Origin of the sequence: Aureimonas sp. AU12 (assembly GCF_001463705.1) — a bacterium.
Lineage (GTDB): Bacteria > Pseudomonadota > Alphaproteobacteria > Rhizobiales > Rhizobiaceae > Aureimonas.
Window position 1 is genome coordinate 72628 of the sequence record NZ_BBWH01000044.1, and the last position, 22552, is coordinate 95179.

18 protein-coding genes are annotated in these 22552 nt (G+C 67.9%); 11 read left to right on the top strand and 7 right to left on the bottom strand.

What is annotated here, in order from left to right; translation table 11 throughout:
- Nucleotides 1-9 precede the first annotated feature (9 nt).
- On the bottom strand, nucleotides 10-1089 hold the full coding sequence (locus AUL33_RS18255; protein WP_062211646.1) for an ABC transporter ATP-binding protein: 1080 nt from the start codon (nucleotides 1087-1089) through the stop codon (nucleotides 10-12).
- 454 nt (nucleotides 1090-1543) lie between these two features.
- Between AUL33_RS18255 and AUL33_RS18260 the strand changes: the two genes are divergently transcribed.
- A complete protein-coding gene (locus AUL33_RS18260) occupies nucleotides 1544-2560 on the top strand; it encodes a GntR family transcriptional regulator (protein ID WP_062211649.1) in 1017 nt (338 codons plus the stop codon).
- A gap of 484 nt (nucleotides 2561-3044) precedes the next feature.
- On the top strand, nucleotides 3045-5564 hold the full coding sequence (locus AUL33_RS18265) for a bifunctional diguanylate cyclase/phosphodiesterase (protein ID WP_082652719.1): 2520 nt from the start codon (nucleotides 3045-3047) through the stop codon (nucleotides 5562-5564).
- A gap of 539 nt (nucleotides 5565-6103) precedes the next feature.
- Here AUL33_RS18265 and AUL33_RS18275 read toward each other — a convergent pair.
- The 4 genes from AUL33_RS18275 to AUL33_RS18290 all read right to left on the bottom strand — a co-directional run bounded on the left by AUL33_RS18275 (nucleotide 6104) and on the right by AUL33_RS18290 (nucleotide 9007).
- Nucleotides 6104-6865, bottom strand: a complete 762-nt coding sequence (locus tag AUL33_RS18275; protein ID WP_156419483.1) for a hypothetical protein — start codon at nucleotides 6863-6865, stop codon at nucleotides 6104-6106.
- Nucleotides 6866-6894: 29 nt separating this feature from the next.
- Complete coding sequence (locus tag AUL33_RS18280; RefSeq protein WP_156419484.1) at nucleotides 6895-7230, bottom strand: hypothetical protein; 336 nt, start codon at nucleotides 7228-7230, stop codon at nucleotides 6895-6897.
- A gap of 140 nt (nucleotides 7231-7370) precedes the next feature.
- Nucleotides 7371-7925 carry a type II secretion system protein GspM gene (gene gspM / locus AUL33_RS18285; RefSeq protein WP_082652720.1) on the bottom strand — a complete coding sequence of 185 codons (555 nt, stop codon included), beginning with the start codon at nucleotides 7923-7925 and terminating at the stop codon, nucleotides 7371-7373.
- Nucleotides 7922-9007 (bottom strand): hypothetical protein, encoded by a 1086-nt coding sequence (locus AUL33_RS18290; protein ID WP_062211667.1) that lies wholly within the window; start codon nucleotides 9005-9007, stop codon nucleotides 7922-7924. The genes gspM and AUL33_RS18290 overlap by 4 nt, the downstream gene beginning before the upstream one ends.
- 115 nt (nucleotides 9008-9122) lie before the next feature.
- Between AUL33_RS18290 and AUL33_RS18295 the strand changes: the two genes are divergently transcribed.
- Genes AUL33_RS18295 through AUL33_RS18315 form a run of 5 tightly spaced genes read left to right on the top strand, consistent with a single transcriptional unit; the run spans nucleotide 9123 to nucleotide 13698 of the window.
- Nucleotides 9123-10877, top strand: a complete 1755-nt coding sequence (locus AUL33_RS18295) for a GspE/PulE family protein (protein WP_062211670.1) — start codon at nucleotides 9123-9125, stop codon at nucleotides 10875-10877.
- The gene (locus AUL33_RS18300; protein WP_062211673.1) at nucleotides 10874-12088 is read left to right on the top strand and encodes a type II secretion system F family protein; all 1215 of its coding nucleotides are present in this window, start codon (nucleotides 10874-10876) and stop codon (nucleotides 12086-12088) included. The genes AUL33_RS18295 and AUL33_RS18300 overlap by 4 nt, the downstream gene beginning before the upstream one ends.
- A complete protein-coding gene (locus AUL33_RS18305) occupies nucleotides 12085-12549 on the top strand; it encodes a GspH/FimT family pseudopilin (protein WP_062211675.1) in 465 nt (154 codons plus the stop codon). Before AUL33_RS18300 ends, AUL33_RS18305 begins: the two co-directional genes overlap by 4 nt.
- Nucleotides 12546-12962, top strand: coding sequence for a hypothetical protein (locus AUL33_RS18310; protein WP_062211679.1), 417 nt, complete (start codon nucleotides 12546-12548; stop codon nucleotides 12960-12962). Before AUL33_RS18305 ends, AUL33_RS18310 begins: the two co-directional genes overlap by 4 nt.
- 4 nt (nucleotides 12963-12966) lie before the next feature.
- Nucleotides 12967-13698, top strand: coding sequence for a hypothetical protein (locus AUL33_RS18315; protein WP_156419485.1), 732 nt, complete (start codon nucleotides 12967-12969; stop codon nucleotides 13696-13698).
- Nucleotides 13699-13702: 4 nt separating this feature from the next.
- On the opposite strand, the gene AUL33_RS22550 is transcribed toward AUL33_RS18315, so the two are convergent.
- On the bottom strand, nucleotides 13703-14071 hold the full coding sequence (locus AUL33_RS22550) for a hypothetical protein (RefSeq protein ID WP_192843218.1): 369 nt from the start codon (nucleotides 14069-14071) through the stop codon (nucleotides 13703-13705).
- Here AUL33_RS22550 and gspD point away from each other — a divergent pair.
- Both gspD and AUL33_RS18325 read left to right on the top strand, forming a co-directional pair.
- On the top strand, nucleotides 14061-15890 hold the full coding sequence (gene gspD, locus AUL33_RS18320; RefSeq protein ID WP_192843219.1) for a type II secretion system secretin GspD: 1830 nt from the start codon (nucleotides 14061-14063) through the stop codon (nucleotides 15888-15890). The two genes, AUL33_RS22550 and gspD, sit on opposite strands and share 11 nt — an antisense overlap.
- Nucleotides 15891-16024: 134 nt before the next feature.
- Nucleotides 16025-17035: a type II secretion system protein GspK gene (locus AUL33_RS18325; RefSeq protein ID WP_062211688.1), complete on the top strand. Its 1011-nt coding sequence runs from the start codon at nucleotides 16025-16027 to the stop codon at nucleotides 17033-17035.
- Here the strand turns inward: AUL33_RS18325 and AUL33_RS18330 are convergent.
- Entirely contained in the window at nucleotides 16981-17532 is a 552-nt protein-coding gene (locus AUL33_RS18330; protein WP_062211691.1) for a prepilin peptidase, read from the bottom strand. The genes AUL33_RS18325 and AUL33_RS18330 overlap by 55 nt on opposite strands.
- A gap of 92 nt (nucleotides 17533-17624) precedes the next feature.
- On the opposite strand from AUL33_RS18330, the gene gspG reads away from it, so the two are divergent.
- Complete coding sequence (gene gspG / locus AUL33_RS18335; RefSeq protein WP_062211694.1) at nucleotides 17625-18068, top strand: type II secretion system major pseudopilin GspG; 444 nt, start codon at nucleotides 17625-17627, stop codon at nucleotides 18066-18068.
- Between the two features lie 151 nt (nucleotides 18069-18219).
- Nucleotides 18220-22521, top strand: coding sequence for an RICIN domain-containing protein (locus AUL33_RS18340; RefSeq protein WP_156419486.1), 4302 nt, complete (start codon nucleotides 18220-18222; stop codon nucleotides 22519-22521).
- Nucleotides 22522-22552: the final 31 nt, after the last annotated feature.

Here is a 22552-nt window from a genome sequence, read left to right on the forward strand (position 1 = left end):
CAGGCCTCTTCACGCGAAGACGAGCGCGTCGCGGCGCTTCCAGGAAAGGGCGTAGCGGGCGTCGGCCTCGAGCCGCTGCGGCTCGCCGCGGCTGAGGTGCTCCTCCACCTCGACGATGCGCCCGTCGTCGAGCGCGAAGAAGGAAAGGACAGAGGCGCCGCCATATTCGCTGGCGAGGAACCGGGCGCCGAGCCCGGCTTCGTCGTCGGCCATCTCGGTCGTCGGCGCGCGCACGGCGATGCAGTCGTGGCGGATGGCATAGACCGGGGCCTCGTGACCGTTGCGCAGGCTGGCGGGATCCATCGCCAGAAGCCCGGCCTCCGTGCGGAAGCCCACGCCGTCGAGGCGGCCCGGCAGGAGATTGAACGCGTTGAGATAGCGCGCGACGCCGGGCGAGGCGGGTTCGGCATAGACCTCGGCGGGCGCGGCGAACTGCCCGACGCGGCCGGCATCGAGGACCACGAGCCGGTCGCCCATCGCCAGCGCCTCGGTTTCCGAGCCGGTGACATGAAGGAAGGTGACGCCGAGATCGCGCCGGATCTGGCGCAGCTCGTCGCGCATCCGCGCGCGCAGATGTGCGTCGAGGGCACCGAGCGGCTCGTCGAGAAGCACGAGTTTGGGCCGGGTAACCAGCGTTCTGGCGAGCGCCACGCGCTGGCGCTGCCCGCCGGAGATCTGGGTCACCGAGCGCTGCTCCAGCCCCTTCAGGCCGACCATCTCGATGGCCTCGGCTACCATGCTCGCCCGCTTGGCCTCGTCGCGGACGGGGTTCACGGTGCGATGGGTCAGGCCGAAGGCGACGTTGTCGCGCACGTTGAGATGGGGAAACAGTGCGAAGTTCTGGAACACGAAGCCGATGCCGCGCTCATGCGCCGGACGCCCGTCAAGACGCGTGCCCTCGAAGGTGATCGTGCCCGTCTCCGGTTCGTCGAAACCGGCGATGAGGCGCAGAAGCGTCGTCTTGCCAGAGCCGCTCGCGCCAAGCAGCGAGACATAGGCGTCGGCCGGAATCGAGAGATCGATCCCGTCGATGGCCGGCCTGCCGCCGAACGATTTCGAGACGTTGGAAAGGGAGAGGATCGTCGCCATCGAGTATCCCGGATCGTCGGCGCGAGGAGGACTTCGGCTTCGACCGAAGCGCCCGAACGCTGCCCATGACCAGACGCTATCAGCAGCGTTTTTTGTATTCAACAGTCATTTATCGGACGAGTAACGTCAGGCGGCCGCGGCTGCATACGGCCACATCAGGGCTGTTTGAAAAGTGAGCAATCGCAGCATTCATGGCGAGATGGCTTCGACTTTGCGGTTTTGACTTTGGATCGGGCTCGAAATGCCGAGATGGTAGGTCTTGAAGGGACGTTCGGTGCGTTCAAGGTCCCCTGGCTGGTCGCTGCGAAGTGTCGGGTGCCGGCGAGGTGCGATTACCAAATGAGCGGCGTTGCAGCATAAGTATGCAATAATCATTTTTATCGACCACTCCCTCGTGCTGGACAAGGCCGGCAGGGCGGGCGACACCACAAGCGGCTCGAAAACGGGAATCGCGATGCAGGATCGTGCGCTCGCGGCATTGCCGCGCCGCTATGAAGTCGTCGCCGAGACGTTGAGGCGCAACATCGGCGCGGGTCGCCTGCCCGAAGGTACGGTCCTGCTCGAAGGCCCGCTGGCGCAGATCTTCCGGCTCTCCCGCGCGCCGGTGCAGCGGGCCCTTCAGGAGTTGGAGGGCGAGGGGCTGGTCGCCCGTTTCGAGGGGCGCGGCTATCTCGTCGTCGGATCCGGCCCCGCGCCACAGCCCCGGCGTCTGGATCTCGCCGGTCTCGATCTGGATCTGCCCATCGAGGCCGATGACGGGTTCCGCGACCGGCAAACCTGGCGCCAGATCTATGAAACCGTCGAGGCCGACATCACCCGTTGCCTGGTCTTCGGTCGCTACCGCATCATCGAGACGGAACTCGCCGAGCATTTCCGCGTCTCGCGTACGATCGTTCGTGACGTGCTCGGGCGGCTGCAGGATCGCCGGCTGGTGAACAAGAGCGCCAACTCGCACTGGATCGCCGGACCGATCACGGCCCGCACGATCAAGGAGCAGTTCGAGATCCGCCGCATCCTCGAGCCGCCTGCGCTGATCTCGGCCGCCGCGTTCCTGCCGGCCCATCGCCTCGAAACGGTGCTTGACGAGTTGCGCAGCGCCGAAACCCGCGCCGCCGCCCGGCATTCGGAGGGGACCGCCGACTTGTCGACCTATGTCAGCCGCGAGATCGTGCTGGGGACCCCGAACGAGGCGCTTCGCGAACTCGTGTCGCGCAATCTGCGCATGGTGACGCTGTCGCAGCAGGTGTTGCGGGGCCTTGGCCTGCCGCAGGATCTCGCTGCGCTCGCCGAGCAGCGGATGACCGTGGAACTCCTTGTTCACGGTGCCCACGATGCGGCGGCCAGCATGCTCTCGACCCATCTCGACGCCGCGAAACACCGTACGATCGCCCAGATGAAGATCGTCGCCGTCATCCCGCCGCCGACCGGCCTTGCCTCCTATCTTCGCCGGGCGGAGACCGACGCGGATTGAGGAGGTGGGGTGGTTTCGCGTTTCGACGCCAGTTGCCGTGCGATGATCATAACCAAAGCGTTCCGCCTGTGGCAAAGCGTGAGTTGCAATAGGGCCGTGGAGACGTGTCGAGCAGCCGGATCGGTGGGTCCTGCCGCGAATTGAGGAGGTGTCCGGTTCGCTCGGCCTTTGGCCGATGAACCCCTCTTCGGCGGCTTTGCCGCTGACGCGGATGAAGACGGAAGCGTTTCAGCGAGAATCGTACCCCTCGGCTGGCTTCCGCGCGTTTCGTCTGACCAGCGGTGATCCGGACAACCACGGTCCACTCGCGATGTTCACCGTTCGCCGCCTGGGCTTATAATAAGCCTCATATACATTATAACTCTAGTGACAACGCTAAATTGTCGAGATGCAATTGCGACGCCTTGCGAGGAGATGCGTTTTTAAGGCCAACTTTACTTGTAAGCTGCAAGACTAGAGTGATGTTCTGGCTGGCGGTTGATCGATGATATTTTCTTCGCAAGGTGCAGTTTCTCTGTCGCGGGTTCTGACGGCGGTGACCGCGTTTTTAATCGTTGCTCTGCTGGTCAACCTCTCGTTCACCGTACTTCCTGCGATGCAAGGATTTCAGGCCGCTCGCGAGAACCGGCTTGCGGTCTCGCGATACGAGGCGATCTTCACGGCCGCGAACCGCATTTCGGCCGAACGAGGGCCTTCGAACGTCGTCATGTCGATCGCGGTAGGGTCGGACCCCGCGGCGGTCGAGAAGCTGTCGGCGTATCGCGATGAGGCAGATCGTGCGCTGGGTGCCGTCGAGGCCAGCACCGATGGAGAGCGCGGTGTTTGGGTTCGGGACGTTACGGCCGTAAAAACGGCCCTTCGCGATGCTCGCGCGCTGGTCGATCAGGTCGGGGCGCGTCCGCAGAAGGACCGAACGCTGCGAATGACGATCGAGGCGAGCAATGCCCTGATCGAGGCGGTCGATCGGATCCAGCCCATCATTCTTCATCAGAAATACGCGCTGCTCCAATCGGACGGCAGTCTTGCCGGGCCGCTTGGCTTGGCACACGCAGCCAGCGAACTGCGCGAATTCGCGGGGCGGATTGGCTCCTACATCATTCCCTTCGTGATGAAGGGCGCTCCGATCTCGGACGACCGATTCCAGCTGATCGAGGAAACGCGCGGACGTATCCTGCAACTCCTGCGGTTCATACCTCGCGAGATGAGCGATGCATCGCACGAGGCGTTCTCGTCCGCACTTCGCGACATCGATACCCTCTATCTCGGACAAGGGCTGGACCTGATCAGGAGGCTGACGGAGGAGGGCCGGCGGGGCCTCGCCTACAGCGTTCGTCCAGAAGACGTGACCAAGCAGTACGTTCCGACGATGGCGCCGCTGGAAGAACTTCGGAAGCTCGTCATCGCCGGCATGGTCGACCAGTTCGAAAGCCAGCAGGCGCAGGCCTCGTCGACGCTGACATGGTCGATCACGATTGCCGCGGCGACGACGGCAGCGGTCTTTGCTCTCTTGTTTCTCCTGCGCCGTCTGACCGTCCGTCCGCTTCTCGATGCCCGGCGAGCCGTCATCGACCTCAGCCAGGACCAGTTCGGCGCGATCAGCGACGAGCCCGCCCGTATCGTCGAATTGTCGAGCCTGTTCCGTGCCTTGTCCGTGCTCCGCGAGCGCCTCCTCGAACGCCATGCCCTGATCGCCAAACTTCGCCTGCGCACCGAGACCGATCCGTTGACGGGGCTGATGAGCCGGGCTCACTTCGAACATCGCGTGAAGGACGCGATCGAGGAGGCGGGCCCGGAAACGTTCGGCATGCTCTACGTCGATATCGATCACTTCAAGAGCGTCAACGACACGCTCGGGCACCAGATCGGAGACGCGCTGCTGGCCGAGATCGGCGGCCGGTTTCGGGCGCTGGCATCCGACAGGGTCCTGTTCGGACGGATCGGGGGCGACGAGTTTGCCGTCGCCTGCCTGAACGCGATGCCGCGCCAGCGCGAAGCGTTGGCCCAATGCATCATCGCTGCGGTCGCTGGCATCCATCAGATCGACGGGCACGTGCTTACTGTCTCCGCGAGTGTCGGTCTCTCCGTCGGCAGCCCCGGCTCCAATCGCTACAGTGAACTCTGTCGTCAGGCCGACGTCGCATTGTACAGTTCGAAGACGGAAGGCCGGAACCGGGCGACCTGGTATCAGCCTCATCAGGCGCTCAGCGCTCCCGGGCAGGCGTTCACCCGCGGCGATCTCGTCGAGGCTCTCGATCGGAACCAGTTCTCGCTCGTCTTCCAGCCGATCTTCAACCTGCAAACCGGGCACATCGTGGTGCAGGAGGCCTTGGCGCGTTGGGTCCATCCGATCCAGGGCGCCATCCCACCGAGCGTCTTCATTCCCGCTCTCGAATCGGCGGGAATGGTCGGCGAGTTCGGTGAATGGGTTCTGCGGGAGGCCAGCCGAGTGGCTGTCTCCTGGCACGATCAGGCGGGTGTCAGCGTCAATGTTTCGCCGCTTCAGCTCGATCTTGAAACCTTCCCGCTGACGGTCGCCAAGGTCCTCAGCGAGACCGGGCTTTCCCCGGCTCGCCTGCATCTGGAGATCACCGAGTGCATGCAGGTCGGCGACGATGCCAGACGGGTAACCTGCCTGGATCACCTTCGTCGGCTGGGCGTCAGGATCGCCTTGGACGACGTGGGAACAGGCTATGCCGGTCTAAGCGCGATCCAGACCGTTCCCTTCGACTCGTTGAAGATCGACCGCCGCTTCGTTTCCGCGATCGGCACATGCCAGCGCAGCGAAGCCATCCTCTTGAGCCTCATGGCGCTGGCCCGTCATCTCGGCCTGTGCGCCGTTGCGGAAGGGGTTGAGACACCCTCGCAGTTGGATTGGCTGACAGCGCACGGATGCAACTTCGCCCAGGGTTATCTGCTCGGCAGGCCAGTTCCCGTTTCTACGCCACGGGGCGCGGATGCAGCAGCGGACCCGAAACGTCTCCCCGTCGCCTTCGTCAACGGCTGATGCCGGGACAGGCTGGGAAGCGATCCGGCGCTTTCACGAGCTGGCATTCTCAACCGCGCCTTGCCACGGCCCCCGCGTCGTCGAAGTTCTGGTGATCAGCCGCCGCGGGAACAGTTCTGTTGGAACATGAGTTCGAATCGGCTGATGACGTCGGCGGTCGCTCGGACGCCGCCTCTGTCGTTCAAGCGATACCCGTAACGGACGGAAGGCTCAGGCGCGTTTTCTGGCGCGGCCGGTCGGTCTCTCTCCACACCGTCGCAATAGAGTCCGGCAGCACCTTGATGATGACCTGCAGGACGCTGGCCGGCTGAAGCCAAGCAGGACCCGGCGCAGGATGAAGCGGTCTTCGCTGACCATCTGCGGACGCCTTCGATGTTACCCTGCTGGCCACCCGGATCGTGCAATCCGCTTGCGCGATCGCGCAGGGCCGCGCGCTTGTCGTCAGGTCTTCGAACGCACGGGACTTCGGCCTTCTGTCCGTCTCAGACTCTCGAGTTCGGGTGGCGCCAAGGCTGTCCGGCAGTCTGGCGGCTCACAGGTCAACCAGCCGAGCGAACGGATCCGCCTGCCGCGGGCCGGCGCACGAAGGTCGCACGGAGCAGAGCGAAGCTGGCGAGGCTCGCGAGCGCGATGCAGGAGAGCCAGATCGGCACGATCTCGGCGAAGCCCGCCCGGCCGTTAAGTTCCCGCAGGACCCCGAGCAGGAAAGCGGTGATCCAGGACATGGCCGAGATCGCTCCGGTCAGCAGCACGAGATAGCCGGTCAGCGGACTGTAGCCCGCGAGGAACCGGCCGTCGGACGCCTGCGACTGCACCAGCGGCAGAATCCAGCGATGCAGCACCGCACCATTGATCGACAGCACGCAGACCACGGCGATCTTCACGTGGAGCTTGGGATTGAACAGCTTGGCGGCGTCGCCGAGCGCGTAGACCGCGAGAAAACCAAGCCCCGAGATCCAGAGCAGCAGCAAACCGATGAGCACCGTGTGGCTCAACGTCTTGAAGACCGGTGCGAAGCCCGGCGATGGTCGTCCCCAAAGGATCCATTGCAGCAGCAGCGCATCGAGCACGAAGGTGCCGCCGAGGCCGAGGCAAAGACCGACGAGGTGCAGGACGAGGAAGCCGTTGCGCGCATTCAGTGCCGGTTCCAGCCATCCACTCGTCGAAGCTGGCATCGTTGCGGCGACAAAGCCTTCCGGGATGATCGAGGGACGAAGTGCGTCGAGAAGGTCGAGACCCTCCGTGGCTCCGGAAACCGCGGGAATGGCGAGGGCGGTACCGGCGGCGATTGCAAACGTCATCAGCGAGCGCGCCGATTGTGGACGAACCATCATCGCTGCAGAGCCTCCAGGCTTCGCAATGTCAGCGTTTCGTCGCCGCGCCGGAGCGTGACGAGGCCGGGGTCCACGGTCGCGACGCTCCAGCTTCCGATGCTGCTGCCGATACCCTGCCAGCCGGCCTCGCCTGCGAAAAGGACACGTCGTCCCTCACCCTCGACGAGGATGCCGGCAAGGCGGACGGGTGCCTCTGGCACGGCGATAGCCACGATTTGCGCGTCGACGGCCGGGGCGAAACGGGCGCTCGCATCGACCGGGCGACGTGCGGTGTCGAAGGGGGAGGCGGCCATATACCCATCGGCCAGCGGCGAGCCGAGAAGAGCGGGCATCGCGATCGACGGCTCCGAAGCCGGGTCGGGCCGCGTCGGGACGAAAGGCGCGAATGTCGCGGCGGCCATCGCCAGCGCGCCGGCGCCAAGCGCACCGAGAGCCCACGCGTCTGGTCGGCCAGGCATGGCGAGGCGCGGGCTCATCGCGACACTCGCAGGAGCGGCACCGCAGACAAGACGACGCTGCCGTTCAAGACCCGCGTTCCGTCCGCTTCCAGCGCCGGGTTCAGCGCCAGCTCTCGCACGCGCAGGAAGGGCCGGCGCGTTTCGATGTCGGCGAGGAAGGCGTGGAAGGCGCCCTCCGTTGCCCGAAAGGAGACCGACATCGCCACCGGCGTGCCGGGGCGATCCTCCGTCTCCATCGCCGAAAGGGCTTCGATACGCAGGCCCTCTGGAAGCAGGGCTGCAGCCGTCTCGACGCGGGTCTGAAGAAGGGCCGAGGCGGCGGCCCGGTCATCGGCGACGATGACGGGTGTTTCGGGCGTTCCGGCGGCGGCTGTCAGCGCGGCGCGGCGGGCGTCCTGGCGCCAGAGCCGGTCGAGCAGCGTGCTCTCGGAAGCGATGGCTTCTCGGCGCTCGGCGAACGCGGCGAGCGGGGAGAGCACCAGCGGTGCCACGAGCCAGGCGAGGCTTGCGAGGATCGCCAGCGCTGCGGCACGGCGCAGGGGCGGCGAAGCTGCGATGCGTTCCATCATGGCGCTGCTCCGCCCCCGGTCGGGTTGGCCAGACGCAGCACGAGGGTGCCGGGAGCGCCCTCGATCCGTTCGACCGAACGCATCAGTGGGCTTGCGGCGAAGGCGGCACGACCGGTCTCGTCATCGACGCCCTCGATCGCCAGGATCGCCTCGCCGGTGGCGAGGTGAAGGCGTGTGAGCACTGCGCCGGTGGGCAGTCGTCGCGCGATCTCGTCGATGATCGATCCGGCGGTGGGCCCAGCCGCCAGTGCCGCCAGTTCGGTCGCGGCTGCGCCTGATCCTCCGGCGCGCGCACCCGGCCCGGCCAGCCGAGCCCGTTCGGACGCCATGGCCTCCAGCGCGGCATCCTGCCGGGCGATCGCGACGAGGGGCGCCGCGGCGAGAAGCAGGGCGGCGAGGCCGAGTGCAAGCTTCGTGCCGCCGGGCAGGCCGAGGAGCCAGGCGCGCAGGCTCGGCTCGCGCCCGCCCATGAGATCGACGGGCGCGGGACGGCCCTCGGCATCGCCCACGGTCAGCCGTGTGATCGACAGACCGGCCGCCACCAGTGGCTCCAGAAGAAACGCGATGCGTTCGCGCAGGAGCACGATCTGGACGAGGTCGAGGTCATGCGTCTCGGGGTTTTCGGTCTCGACATACCAGTCGGCGAGAACGTCCTGTGCGGCCGCCGGCACGAGCGCCTCGACCTCATGGCGCAGGATGGCGCCGGCATGGGAGAGGGCTCGTGCCGGGATCCGGCTGCGTCTGACCAGACACGCGCCGACGGGCACGGAAACGTGGACGGTTCGCTGCGGGGCACCCGATACGAGGGCCGCGATCCGTCGCTCCAGACCTTCGTCACAGGCTATTGCCTCGGTCTCGCCCGGCAGGGCGAGCTGTCCCATGGCCAGCGGCGCGAAGGCGACACGGCCGTCCGGCAGGAGGGTGCAGCCGAACGCTGCGGGAGCACCGCTCGAGCGCGACTTCAGCGCCGGGGGAATGCAGGCGCGCAGCTCGTCGAACCACCAGCGCAGCGCGATGCGCGCAATGTCGGCGGGATCGGGGCGGATGCGCGCGGAGTCGCCTGCCTTCCAAACTGCGCTCACCGCCGGCCTCGAACCCTTCGCGTCAATCCTTAGCCATCAATGCTCGGGAAACCTCTACGGATTACTAAACTTGCGACGCGGCAGGCTTTTGCGGCTTCGCCAGGGGAGAGGTTCCATGCGGGTCTGGGGATCGAAAAGGCGCCCGAACGTCGTGCGGGCCGACCGCCGGCAGGGCGTGCGCCTGGCCGCCCGAGCCGGTGCCGACGAGTTCCTCGACCATCTTGTCGGGGCAGGACTTCTCGACGCCAAGGGTGCCGAGCGGGCGCGCGCCGCCTTCGAGACGCTGCCATCGATGCCCTCCGTCCTGACCGAACTCGGCCTCGTGGACGAGACTAAAATGGTCGTGGCGCTCGCCGCCTTCTCCGGTATCCCCGTCCTGCCTCTCGATGCCTTGCCACTCGAGCCCGCGCTTCCCGAACGGCTCACCGCCGACTATTGTCGGCGGGCGCGTGTCCTGCCCGTGGAGGCGGGACCACCGCCCGTGTTGGCGGTGGTCGACGTGTTCCGCGAGGATCATCTCGACGTCCTCTCCTATGCGCTCGGCGGCGCGTCCTTCCGGCTGATCGGACCCGGTGCCTTCGACGCCGCCTGCCGGCGCCTCTATGGCGAGGAGAGCGGCGATACCGAGGAGGACGAAGGCGCGCGCGCACTCGGCGGCGACACCGAACGCCTGGAGGATGCCGCGCGTCAGGCCCCGATCATTCGCCTTGCCAATTCGCTGTTCCGCACCGCCTTCGAGCTTGGCGCCTCCGATATCCACATCGAGCCGGGCGAGACCGATCTCGTGGCACGATTTCGCGTCGACGGCGTGCTGGTCCGCCCCCAGGTCATGCCGAAGTCGGCCCATACGGGGCTGGCCACCCGTATCAAGATCCTCGCCGAGTTGAACATCGCCGAGCGCCGCATGCCGCAGGACGGGCGCATGAAGGTCGTGGACCGGGGCCGCGAAGTGGACGTGCGCGTTTCCGTGCTGCCCACGACGCACGGCGAGGCGCTGGTGCTGCGCCTGCTCGGTCAGTCGCGCCGCTCCGCCGGCTATGAGGCGCTCGGCTTCGCGCCGGACTTCGCCGGCCGCATCGATGCCATGGCCGACCGCCCGAACGGCATCTTCCTCGTCACCGGCCCGACGGGATCGGGCAAGACCACCACGCTCTACACGCTGCTGCAACGGCTGAGCGATGGTCGCAACAAGATCGTCACCGTCGAGGATCCGGTCGAGTATCGGGTCTCCGGCGTCACGCAGGTCCAGACCCACGCCGCGATCGGCCTCGACTTCGCCGCGGCGCTGCGTTCGCTCTTGCGCCAAGATCCGGACGTCGTCATGGTCGGCGAGATCCGCGACCGCGAGACCGCGCAGATCGCGGTACAGGCCGCGCTGACCGGCCATCTCGTGCTGTCGACGCTGCACACCAATTCGGCGGCCGCTGCCGTGACGCGCCTCGTGGACATGGGCGTCGAGCCTTATCTCCTCGCCGCCGTCCTCAACGGCGTCGTGGCGCAGCGGCTGTTGAGGCTCCTCTGCACCGAATGCCGCCGCGTCCTGCCGGCCGAACCGCCCGAACGCGCCATCGTGGAAAGGCACCGTCCCGGGTTGAAGGGGACGGGTGAGATCCTGCTGGCCCATCCCGTCGGCTGTCCGGCCTGCAACGGCACCGGCTATCGCGGGCGTACCGTCGTGGCCGAAGGGATGGAGGTCGATCGCGCGCTTTCGGCGCTCATCGCGGAGCGGGCCGGTGAGCGCACGCTGGAGGACGCCGCGGTCGCAGGTGGCATGAGCCGGCTGGTCGCCGACGGGCTCGGCAAGGCGCTGGCGCTGGAAACGAGCCTCGAGGAGGTGCTGCGCCATCTCGGCTCGGGCGACGACACATGACGCACTATCGCTATGAGGCGATCGACCGTGGCGGACTTCTGCGCTCCGGGCGCGTCGAGGCGGAGACCCGCGCCAAGGCGATGACGCTCGCCGGCGCAGGAGGGCGGCGCGTCACGCGGCTGGAACCGGTGACGACCGGCGAGAGCCTTTGGACGCGCGATCTTTTCGGCACCGGCAAGGTGCGTCAGGACGACGTGCTGACCGTCGTGAAGGATCTCGCGACGCTCATCGAAGCCGAGCTGACGATCGACCGGGCACTGCGACTGGTGAGCCGGCAGGCGCCCAAGAGCATGACGGCCATCCTCGAGGCGGTGCTTGCCGACGTTCTGGCGGGCCTTGCCCTGTCGAAAGCCTTCGCCAAGCACCCCAAAGCCTTCCCGCGCGACGTGGTGGAGGTCGCGGCGGCGGGCGAGCTGACGGGCACGCTCGGCCGCGTGCTGCGCGATCTCGCCGTATCGATGGCGCGTGCGCAAGAGATCCGGCGCACCGTGATCTCGGCGCTGATCTACCCGACGCTGCTTCTGGTGATGGCGCTCGGCATCGTCGGCCTCGTGGTGGCAGTGCTCGTTCCCTCGCTCGAACCTCTGTTCGACCAGCCGGGGATCGAGCCACCGGCCGTGATCACGTTGACGCGCACGGTCGAGGATCTGCTCTTGCACCACTGGCCTGCCCTCGTCGCAAGCTTCGCCGTCACGATTGCCGCCGCGGTCTCCATCTGGCGTCGGCCGGCGGTCGTCGAGCGTCGAGACGCGCTGCTTCTGCGAATGCCGCTTCTCGGCCCGGTCCTCGTCGGCATCGAGGCGGGGCGCATCTGCCGGACGCTGGGCACGCTGCTCGGCGCCAATGTGGGATTGCCCGCCGCGCTGGCCGCCACGCGTCTCGTTCCGCGCCGCCTTCCGTTTCGGCGTGCAGTGGACGAGGCGGCGCGGCGCGTGCCGGAGGGCGCCCGGCTCGCCGCCGCGCTCTCGGGCCTACAGTCGCTATCGCCGCTAACGCTGCAGATGATTGCGACCGGCGAGGAGGTGAACCGCGTTCCCGACATGCTCATGCGCGCCGCCGAACTGCACGAGGAGCAGGTACAGCTTCGCATCGACCGGCTCTTCACGGCGATGACGCCGATCATCACGGCGGCGCTGGGTCTCATCGTCGGCGGGCTCATCCTGTCGATCATGTCGGCGATCTTTTCCGTCAACGATCTGGCGATGGGATGACCGGCGCTGGACGGAACGAGGGACAGGCCGGTTTCACGCTGGTCGAGATGCTGGTGGTTCTGGCGATCCTGGCGATCGTGAGCGGGGCGTCGGGGCTTGCGATCGCGCGCGGTGGCGACGCCCGCCTCGTCGCCTCGACGGTCGATCGCTTGCTCGCAGACCTCCAGCGCACGCGCATCGACGCGATGCGGTCCGGCCGTCCGCGCAGCCTTGCCTTCGACACGGCCGCACGACACTGGCGGCGCGATGCGGCTGAGCCCGTTTCGATCCCCGCTGGCGTCGCGCTCGACCTGACCACCGCTCGCGAAGCAGACGGGCGGGGCGGCGAGACATCCGCCGCCATCGCCTTCCTGCCGGGAGGGCGCTCGACCGGTGGACGAATCGAGATCGTTGCCGGTGCGGCGCAGGGCACAATCGTCGTCGACTGGCTCACCGGGGCGGTGCGCGAGGTCCAGCCATGAGTCCGACGACCCGACAGGACGCGGAAGAGGGTTTTGCGCTCGCCGAGATCCTGGTGGCCTTCGCCATCCTCGCGCTTGTCTGCCTCGCCATGCTCCGCGCCTTCGCCGGCAGCGTCGAGACCCTGCAGGCGGTTTCGGCGGGCGAAGCCCGGATGGATCTGGCGGAGCGACTGCTGGCCAGGAGCCGCGCGACGCTGCACCTCGCGCCCGGCCGGCAGGAGGGTGTCGCAGACGGACTGCGCTGGTGGACCGCCGTCGAAGCGCTCGAAAACGAGCGCTCGCCGTCGCCAGCTGACGGCACGCCCCGCCTGATGCGCCTGCGGATCGGCGTCGGGCCACTCGCCCCGGATGGTGCGCAGCCGCCGGCCTCGCTGCTGACGACACTCGTCTTCATCACCCCGCCCGATGCGTGACGGCTTGACCGAAACTCGAGCGCCGTCCGATCCCGCGGCGGAGGATTGGGGGCCGGCGGGTAGCGAAGCCGGCACGATGCTGGTCGAGCTTCTCGTGGCGCTGGCTCTTCTCTCGCTGACCGCGCTCTTCATCGCGCAGGGTATCGTGACGGTCCGCGACATGGCGCCGGCCGGTCGACGGATCGATGCGGCCGCCGAAGCCGCCCCCGTGCGCGATCATCTCCAGCGGACGCTCGGAGAGGCATTGGCGACGCTGCCGGGAGGCGGCGCGGCCAGCTTCCGCGGCACGTCCAGCGCGATGGAGTTTCTGGCGCCGCGCGATTCCGTCCTCGAGGTCGGCGGCGTCGGTCGCGTCGTGCTCGCTCTGGAGGAGACGCACGATGGGTTCGCCCTCGTCGAACGCCGGCAGATCGAGCGCTCGCCCGACGACACGGTCCGAACGGATCGCGACGATCCGACGGTCCTGTTGCGCGCCATCGCTTCGGCGCGATTCTCCTATGCAGCGCCGGTCCGGGGCGAGGAACCGCAATGGCGTGAGGACTGGAACGAGGCCACCGCATGGCCCGCCCTCGTGCGCATCGAGGTGACGTTCCGGGACGCCGCACGACGCTTCCGCCCGCTCCTCGTCCACCCCGCAACGACAGGTCGAAGCGTCGATCTAAGCCCGCAAAACAAAGGGTTACTGACCGATCCTGCCGCGAAAGAAGGTCAGCCCCGAGCGACGTTAACCCCCTAGATCGTCAGCCGTACACGAATTGAGGTCGAGAGCCGTCGCGGCAGAAGATCTCCTGCGGATGGATGCGGCATTCGATGGCTTCACGGCGCCTCACGATGGCTTCGATCGAACGGAGATCGGTGCGCGTCTCGGTCAGCCTCATTGCGTTGTCCTTGGCCCTGACCGCCTGCAACACCACCGGCGGGGAGGGCTTCAGCTCGCTGCGCACGGGGTTGGAAGGCACCGAATCGATCGGCCGGCCACGTCCGGCGCGATCCCGTCCGACGCTTTTCGGCGGCGAGCGGCTCCGGCCGACTGAAGTCACGCTGTCGCGCAGTGTCGAGCGCCGCCCTGCGCCGCTCTTCACCGATCGCGGCGAGAAGGTGACGCTCAATCTCGTCGACGTACCGGTGGCGGTCGCCGCCAACGCGATCTTCGTGGAGATCCTGCGCTCCACCGTCGTGGTCGGCGACGACGTGTCGGGCACCATCACGCTCCAGACTGCCGAGCCGATGTCGAAGCAGGCGCTCGTCGATACGTTCCAGTCGGTCCTCGCCGCCAAGGGGTTCAGCGTTGCGCCGGCGGGATCGGGCTACCGGATTTCCGCCGGGCTGGACGGCATCAACACAGGGAGCGTTTCCTTCCGTCGGCAGGGCGACGAGGTGCAGGTGGGGACCGGCGCGCTCGTGGTGCCGCTCTCATCCATCTCCGCCGCCGAGATGGCGCGCATCCTCGCCCCGATCGCACCGTCCGGCGTGCTGCGAGCCGATACGGTGCGCAACGTCCTGATCCTGTCGGGAAATGCCGAGCAGATCCGCTCCATGCAGGAGGCGATCCGGCTCTTCGACGTCGACTGGATGCGTGGACGCTCCGTCTCGATCTTCCCGCTCTCGAATGGCGGAGATCCGACCGCGATCGCCAAGCAACTCGAGGAGGTGTTCGGCGGCGCGAACGGTCCTGCCGAGGGCAACGTGCGTTTCGTGCCGAGCCGCGAGCTCGGCTCGATCATGGTCATCGCCACCAATCCGCGTCATCTCGATCGTGCGCGTGACTTCATCGCCCGGTTCGACCGGATCGCCAGCGCCAACGCGACCCAGACCTTCGTCTACAAGGTCGAGAACCGGCCGGCGAAGGAACTCGCCTCGATCGTCCAGGGAATGGTCGCGGGCGAGGCCGACAGCGGCGTTGCGTCCGGCTTGAACGAACTGCGCTCCTCCACCACCGACGGCACCGGTCAGGAGGCCGAAAGCGGCCTCGACGCCATCGCCGCCTCACGCGCCACGAGCTTCTCGGCCGGCCGGATGACGGTGGTTGCCGACGAGCCGAACAATGCGCTCATCATCATGGCGACGCGCGCCCAGTACGACCGCCTGTTGCCCATCCTCGAATCGTCCGACCGAATGGCCAACCAGGTCCTGATCGAGGCGGTGATCGCCGAAGTGACGCTCAATGACGAACTTCGGTTCGGGCTGCGCTGGTTCTTTGAAAACAATGGCGGCAAGGGCAAGGGCCTCCTCAGCAACGCCGCCAGCGGGGCCGTCTCGGCGATCGCACCCGGTTTCTCCTACCTGTTTGCTAACGCGGACTTCCAGGTCGTGCTGAACGCCCTGGCCTCCATCACCAACGTCAAGGTCGTCTCGTCGCCGACCTTGACGGTTCTCGACAATCGCACGGCTCGGCTGCAGATCGGTGATCAGGTTCCCGTCGTGACGCAGACCGCGACCTCCACGACGACCACGATCAACGCTCCCATCGTCAATCAGGTCGAGATGAAGGACACGGGCGTGATTCTGTCGGTGACGCCGCGCGTCAATTCCAACGGGCATGTCCTCCTCAACATCGAGCAGGAGGTCAGCGATGTCGTGCGCACGACGTCCTCGGGCATTGATTCCCCAACGATCCGCCAACGCAAGGTGTCCACCACGGTGGTGGTCGACGACGGCCAGAGCATCGCCCTCGGCGGCCTGGTGCAGGAGACGAAGGATCGCGGCACCGAGCAGGTGCCGGTGCTCGGCGACATCCCGGTGCTGGGCGCGGCCTTCCGCAACCGGAAGGAACTGAAGAAGCGTACCGAACTCGTAATCTTCATTCGCCCGCGCGTCATGCGCAACGGCTCTGAAGCCGAGAGCGTCACGCGCGAATTCCGCGACGGACTCGCGCAGCTTGGCCTGGGTGGACCGAACGAGACGAACTTCCAGCGGATCCTCCACTGACGAAACCCGCGACGGACCGAAAACCACGAGGACGCGTCTGGCGGCGGTTCAAGACCGCTGCGACGGGTCGCGCGACGGTCAGCCCGACCGATCCCACGTCCGGCGACGCAGGCTTCGCGCTTCTTGCCGTGCTGTTGGCGGCGGCCCTCTTTACAGCCGCTTCGGCAAGCTTCGCGGTGCGCTCCCGGCTGCTCGCGATGCAGGAATCCAACCGCGAGACGTTCGCGCGCGACGAGGCGCTGGTCGATGGCGCGGCGCTCTTTATGGTGGACCGAGCGCGCGATCTCGCGTCCTTGGCGGCAGGCGCGCGTGCGGACCCCGAACCGATGACGGCTCCCGCGGCTGCCGAACCGGCCGAGGGTCCTAGGCGCCCGACCGGCGTGGCCGGCCTGCGAGATGGTGCGGTTCTCAGTTGTACGCTTGCGGACAAACGCGGCTTCGATCTGCGCCTCGTCGATCAGGCCGGCTTGATCGATCTCAACGCCGCGCCGCAAGAGATGATCGTCGACGTCCTGACCGGCGCCGGTTTCGAGCCGTCGCTGACGCAGGCCCTGGCGGGCCAAATCATCGACTTTCGTGACCAGGACGATGTCCCGCAGGCGGGCGGCGCGAGCGAACGGGCGGCCTATGCGCAGGCGGGACTTTCCTGGACGCCGCGCAACGGCGCGTTTCTCGCTGCCGCCGAGATCGCCCAGCTTCCCTCCGTGACGTCGGACGTCCTCGTCCGGCTCCGGCCGCTCGTCACGACGTTCAACGGCACGGCATCGGTCGATTTTGCCGTGATGGCACCGCGCGTGCGGGCCCTGTTTCCGCGCCGCATCGACCCGCTCGGTCCACTCGCCCGCTGGCGCCAGCCGACACCGCGCAGGAGCTTCGCGGTCGAGGCAACGCTGCGACGCGCCGACGGGAGCAGGGCCGCCGGTCGCTTCGCGCTCGTCACCTTCGATCCCGCCCATGCGGGACGTCCGATCATCGCACAGTGGCAAGCCCTGCCGGAGATCGAGACGGTTGAGCCGATCGAAGTTGCCGTGCAGCCGCCTTCGGCGTCACCGGTCTGCGCCACGCTTGCTGCCGCGCTCGCGCTCGAGACCTACGGCACCAGCGCCGCGGCGATCAGCACGGCAAGCAGCGCGATCGCCAGATAGGGGCCGAACCGCAGCCGCGTCTGCCAGCCGACGGCGCCCCCGCGCCATCGGGCCCAGGCCAGTCGCGCGAGCGCCGCAAGGCTTGCCGCGAGAACGAGCGCCGGCAATGCCGCCAAGCCCGTCCATACCGTGGCCGCCGCCAGGAACTTCACGTCGCCGAGCCCCAGGCCGTGATGACCGCGCCGTCGATGATAGGCGAAGCGCAGAAGCGCCAGCAGCGCTGCGACGATCGCCGCATCGAGCAGACGCCCGGCGAGAACGGCCGGTGCTTCGAGCCCTGCACGCAAGGCGCCGAGCAGCAAGATCGCGGCGTTCGCAGTGTCGGGAATACGCCCGCTGCGCGCGTCGACAAGCGTAACCACCGCCAGAAGCGGCAGAAGCAGCGGAACGAAGAGCCAGTCGAGGGTCAGCGGTGGAACTCCCGGCGTGTGGCTCGACACCTGCGACGCGGTCTCGATCCCCCGATCGCTCGTCGTGCCGGCCGCACCAGCATGCATGTGAAGCGATCGCCTCTTAACGCGATCGCAGCCCGCCGACCATAGAGTGCCGGCGCTGTCGAACCACCCAACCATCCACAGGAGAGCAGAGCGTGCAGACCAGCGACCCGCATTCCCGCCATGCCCGGCTGACGGGCGACGAAGGCTTTACGCTCGTCGAACTTCTCGTCGTCCTCTCGATCATCGCGCTCATCGGAACGCTCGTCGGGCCCCGCATCCTCGGCTACATCGGCACCGCGAAGGCCGACACCGCAGCGACGCAGATCCGCAACCTGTCTAATGCGATGGAACTCTACTACCTCGACGTAGGCGCCTATCCGGCAGCCGATCGCGGCCTGAATGCCCTCGTTGCCGCCGACGGAGCGAACGGCTGGAGCGGACCCTACCTGACGGCGGCGTCGGGCCTGCAGGATCCTTGGGGCCAACCCTACCTTTACGAGGCGACGTCGGACGGTTTTCGCGTCACCTCGCTCGGCCGCGACGGGCAGCCGGGGGGAACGGGTGAGAACGCCGATATCGTTTCGACCGCCAACTGACGCGTCACGCTACGGCTCCTCATTAAGCATCTCGGTATGACGCAGAGGAATTTCACCCCGCCGTAACAAGATCCCGCTATGGGATATTGATTGTTGTTTACGTTTGCGTGGTGCCGAAATGTTTGGAAAGCCTGCATTACTTTCGATCGCCGTGTTCCTGTTGCTGGCTGGCAGTGGTACCGCCTCGGCTGGAACGAGCCTCACCGTTCCGATCGTCACGTCTGGCGGCGGAACACCGGCCACGCTGTCGTGCGGGTCGGGTGAAGCGCTCGTCGGTCTCTTCGGCCGGGCAGGCTGGTACGTCGATGCGATCGGGCCGCGCTGCGCGCCGGTGGTGGGGGGAGCGGTGGCTGGCGCAGCGCGCAGTGTCGATCCGCTTCGCGGCGGTCCCGGCGGCGGCGCCTTCGTGCGCGACTGCCCGACCGGGCAGGTGATCGTCGGCCTCGGCGGCCAGAGCAACGACCTCGTATCCCGCATTACACTTCAATGTGGTGTGCTGGCCGGGACCGACCGTGTTTCGACGGCGGGCGCCCGTCTCGCCGACATCGGCTCGGTGGGGGGCGGCACGACCTTCCCCGTCGCCTCCTGCGCCAATGCGGGCCTCGCGACCGGCCTCGTCGGCGAGTTCGACGCGGCCTTCGTTCGCAAGCTCCAGCTCGCCTGCCGCGACGCCTCGGGAACCGCTGGCACGACGCCCGCCACGACGTTCAGCACAAGCGTGACGACACCGATCGTGGCCACGACGGGCGGAACGCCAGCTTCGCTATCCTGCGCCTCGGGCGAGGCGCTCGTGGGCCTCTTCGGCCGAGCGGGTTGGTATGTCGACGCGATCGGTCCGCGTTGCGCGCCCGTGGTGGGTGGTGCTCTCGCGGGCGCCGCACGCAGCGTCGATCCGCTTCGTGGGGGTCCTGGCGGCGGAGCCTTCGTGCGCGACTGCCCGGCCGGGCAGGTGGTTACGGGCCTCGGCGGCCAAGGCAACGACCTCGTGTCGAAGATCACCCTCCAGTGCTCCGTGCTGGCCGGCACCGATCGCGTCTCGACGGCGGGCACTCGGCTCGCCGACATCGGCTCGGTGGGGGGCGGCACGACCTTCCCCGTCGCCTCCTGCACCAATTCAGGCCTTGCCACCGGCCTCGTCGGCGAGGTCGACGCGACCTTCGTTCGCAAGCTCCAGCTCGCCTGCCGCGCCGTCTCGGAAACCGGCGGCACGACGCCCGGGACCGATCCCGGCACGGGCGTCGGCGCGACCCCCGCTCCGGGCGGTGGCACGAGCCCGGGCACTGATCCTGGCACGGGTGGCGGCACGACGCCGGTTCCAGGTGGTGGAACGGCACCCGGGACGACGCCGGGCACGAACCCCAATCCCGTCACGACGTCCAGCACGAGCGTGACCACTCCAATCGTTACGGCGGCGGCGGGAGCACCGGCCGCACTATCGTGCGCGTCGGGCGAGGCGCTCGTGGGTCTCTTCGGCCGGGCGGGTTGGTATCTCGACGCGATCGGTCCGCGCTGCGCACCCGTGGTGGGCGGCGCTCTCACGGGCGCCGCACGCAGCGTCGATCCGCTCCGTGGCGGTCCCGGCGGCGGCGCCTTCGTGCGCGACTGCCCGGCGGGTCAGGTGATCACGGGTCTCGGCGGTCAGGGCAGTGATCTCGTGTCGAAGATCACCCTCCAGTGCTCCGTGCTGGCCGGGACCGACCGGGTCTCGACGGCGGGCGCCCGTCTCGTCGACATCGGCTCGGTGGGGGGCGGCACGACCTTCCCCGTCGCGTCCTGCATCAATTCGGGCTTCGCGACGGGCCTCGTCGGCGAGTTCGACGCGACCTTCGTTCGCAAGCTCCAGCTCGCCTGCCGCGCCGTCTCGGAAGCCGGTGGCACGACGCCCGGGACCGATCCCGGCACAGGCGGCGGCGCGACCCCCGCTCCGGGCGGTGGCACGAGCCCGGGCATCACGCCCGGTACGACACCCGGCACAGGGACCAATCCCGGCACGATGCCCGTCACGAGCGTCACGGCTCCGATCGTCGCCACGACCGGTGGAACGCCGGCCACCCTTTCATGCGGGGCGAACGAGGCGCTCGTCGGCCTCTTCGGACGGGCGGGCTGGTATGTCGACGCGATCGGTCCGCGTTGCGCCCCGATGACGGCCGGTAGCTTGACGGGCGCTGCCCGCAGCATCGACCCGCTCCGTGGCGGTCCTGGCGGCGGTGCCTTCGTGCGCGACTGCCCGGCGGGGCAGGTGGTCACGGGCCTTGGCGGTCAGGGTAGTGCTCTCGTGTCGAAGATCACGCTCCAGTGCAGCGTGCTGGCCGGAACCGATCGTGTCTCGACAGCGGGCGCTCGGCTGGCCGACATCGGGTCGGTGGGGGGTGGAACGACCTTCCCCGTTGCCTCCTGTGCCAGTTCCGGTCTCGCCACGGGCCTCGTCGGTGAGTTCGACGCGACTTTCGTTCGCAAGCTCCAGCTCGCGTGCCGCGCCGTCTCTGAAACCGGCGGCACGACGCCCGGGACCGATCCCGGCACAGGCGGCGGCACGACCCCCGCTCCCGGTGGCGGCACGACGCCGGAAGCCGGTGGCCCGCTTCCGGCAGGCGACACGCCGCCGGAAGGCGACGTGCTGCTCATCAATCGTCGCAGCGGCAGCTGCCTCTCCGTGCCGGACGCGGCCACCGCAAGCGGCACGCAGCTTCGCCAGCGCACCTGCATCGATGGCCCCGCCGACAACTGGCGCTTCGTCGCCGCCGGCGAGGGCTACCAGATCCGCAACACGGCGACGGGCCTTTGCGCCGCCGTCATCGCGGCCGCAGCCAACGACGGCGCTCGGCTCGCTCAGGAAACCTGCTCGACCAACACGCCCTCGGCCCTCTGGCGCGTGACGAAGGTCGATCAATGGTACCGGCTGTCGCCGCTTCATGCGCCTCGCTGCATGAGCCCGACGGGTGGCAACGACAATCGCGACAACGACGCACCCATCGTGATCTGGGGTTGCGACGACGCCGATCCGCAGCGCTGGACCCTGTCGAGCGCAGAGGCGCCGGCCGTCTGGTCGCCGGTCACCCGTCTCGGTCTCGTCCCGGTTTCCGCGGCGACCCTGCCTTCCGGCAAGCTGCTGCTCTGGGCCAGCGACCAGCGCACCGCCTTTGGCGGCGGGAGCAACCAGACCTACACGACGCTCTTCGACCCCGCCACGAACACGTCCAGCGAGCGGATCGTCTCGACCGTCGGTCACGACATGTTCTGCCCGGGAATCAGCACGCTGGCCGACGGCCGCATCCTCATCGCCGGTGGCCAGACCACGCAGCGCACGACGATCTACAACCCGGCCAACGACACGTGGTCGGTCGGGGCGCAGATGAGCATCGGCCGCGGTTACAACAGCCTCACCACGCTTTCGACCGGCGAGGCCATCACGGTGGGCGGCTCCTGGAGCGGCGCGCGCGGCGGCAAGACGGCCGAGGTCTGGTCGCCGGTGTCGCAGACCTGGCGGCGCCTCGATGCGATCGGCGGCGACGTGGTCGCGGCACCCGGCGTCGACGTCTATCGCGGCGACAACTATGCGTGGTTGTTCCCGGTGGCCAATGGCAACGTCTTCCATGCCGGCCCGAGCCCGCAGATGAACTGGTTGGGAACCGCGGGACGAGGAACGGTCACCCCGGCCGGGCGGCGCGCCAACGACGCGTTCGCTATGAACGGCAACGCCGTGATGTACGATCGTGACAAGATCCTCGTCATGGGCGGCGCGCCCGACCAGACCGACGTGCCCGGGCGCGACAGCGTCCACACGATCGACATCGGTCGCGGTTTCGGCGTTCAACCAACGGTGACGCGGCAGACCTCGATGGCGTTCGCCCGCGCCTTTGCCAACGCCGTTGTCCTGCCCAGCGGCGAGATCCTCGTGCTCGGCGGCCAGAACCTGGCCCGCGAGTTCACCGACGAGCGACCGGTCATGATCCCGGAACTCTGGTCTCCCAAGACCAAACAGTTCCGGCGTCTGCCGGCGATGACCATCCCGCGCACCTATCACAGCTGGGCGACGCTCATGCTGGACGGACGGGTCGGGATCGGCGGCGGCGGGCTCTGCAACAACTGTGCCTTCAACCATCCCGATCTCCAGATCCTCACACCGCCGTATCTCCTCGATGCGGCCGGTCGTCCGGCCTCGCGCCCGACGATCTCGGCCATCACCGGCGAGCCGCAGGCGGGCGGAACGCTGACCGTGCAGACCGACCGCGAGGTCGCGAGCTTCGCACTCGTACGCCTGTCGTCGGTGACGCATGCGACGAACACCGACCAGCGGCGTGTACCGCTGGAGATCGGGGATCGGGCCGGAACGAGCTACCAGCTTGCACTGCCGGAAGCCGCCACCGGCCAGTTGCTGCCGGGGCCCTGGATGCTCTTCGCGATGGATGCCGCCGGCGTGCCGAGCGTGGCCAAGATCGTGCGCATTCCATGACGTCGCCCCACCGCACCTCTCGCCGGAGACC

What these genes read in the sequence shown, in the direction of transcription:
- AUL33_RS18255 (WP_062211646.1), bottom strand. Translation starts at nt 1,089, where the DNA reads ATGGCGACGATCCTCTCCCTTTCCAACGTCTCGAAATCGTTCGGCGGC.
- AUL33_RS18260 (WP_062211649.1), top strand. Translation starts at nt 1,544, where the DNA reads ATGCAGGATCGTGCGCTCGCGGCATTGCCGCGCCGCTATGAAGTCGTC.
- AUL33_RS18265 (WP_082652719.1), top strand. Translation starts at nt 3,045, where the DNA reads ATGATATTTTCTTCGCAAGGTGCAGTTTCTCTGTCGCGGGTTCTGACG.
- AUL33_RS18275 (WP_156419483.1), bottom strand. Translation starts at nt 6,865, where the DNA reads ATGACGTTTGCAATCGCCGCCGGTACCGCCCTCGCCATTCCCGCGGTT.
- AUL33_RS18280 (WP_156419484.1), bottom strand. Translation starts at nt 7,230, where the DNA reads ATGCCCGCTCTTCTCGGCTCGCCGCTGGCCGATGGGTATATGGCCGCC.
- gspM (WP_082652720.1), bottom strand. Translation starts at nt 7,925, where the DNA reads ATGATGGAACGCATCGCAGCTTCGCCGCCCCTGCGCCGTGCCGCAGCG.
- AUL33_RS18295 (WP_062211670.1), top strand. Translation starts at nt 9,123, where the DNA reads ATGCGGGTCTGGGGATCGAAAAGGCGCCCGAACGTCGTGCGGGCCGAC.
- AUL33_RS18300 (WP_062211673.1), top strand. Translation starts at nt 10,874, where the DNA reads ATGACGCACTATCGCTATGAGGCGATCGACCGTGGCGGACTTCTGCGC.
- AUL33_RS18305 (WP_062211675.1), top strand. Translation starts at nt 12,085, where the DNA reads ATGACCGGCGCTGGACGGAACGAGGGACAGGCCGGTTTCACGCTGGTC.
- AUL33_RS18310 (WP_062211679.1), top strand. Translation starts at nt 12,546, where the DNA reads ATGAGTCCGACGACCCGACAGGACGCGGAAGAGGGTTTTGCGCTCGCC.
- AUL33_RS18330 (WP_062211691.1), bottom strand. Translation starts at nt 17,532, where the DNA reads ATGCATGCTGGTGCGGCCGGCACGACGAGCGATCGGGGGATCGAGACC.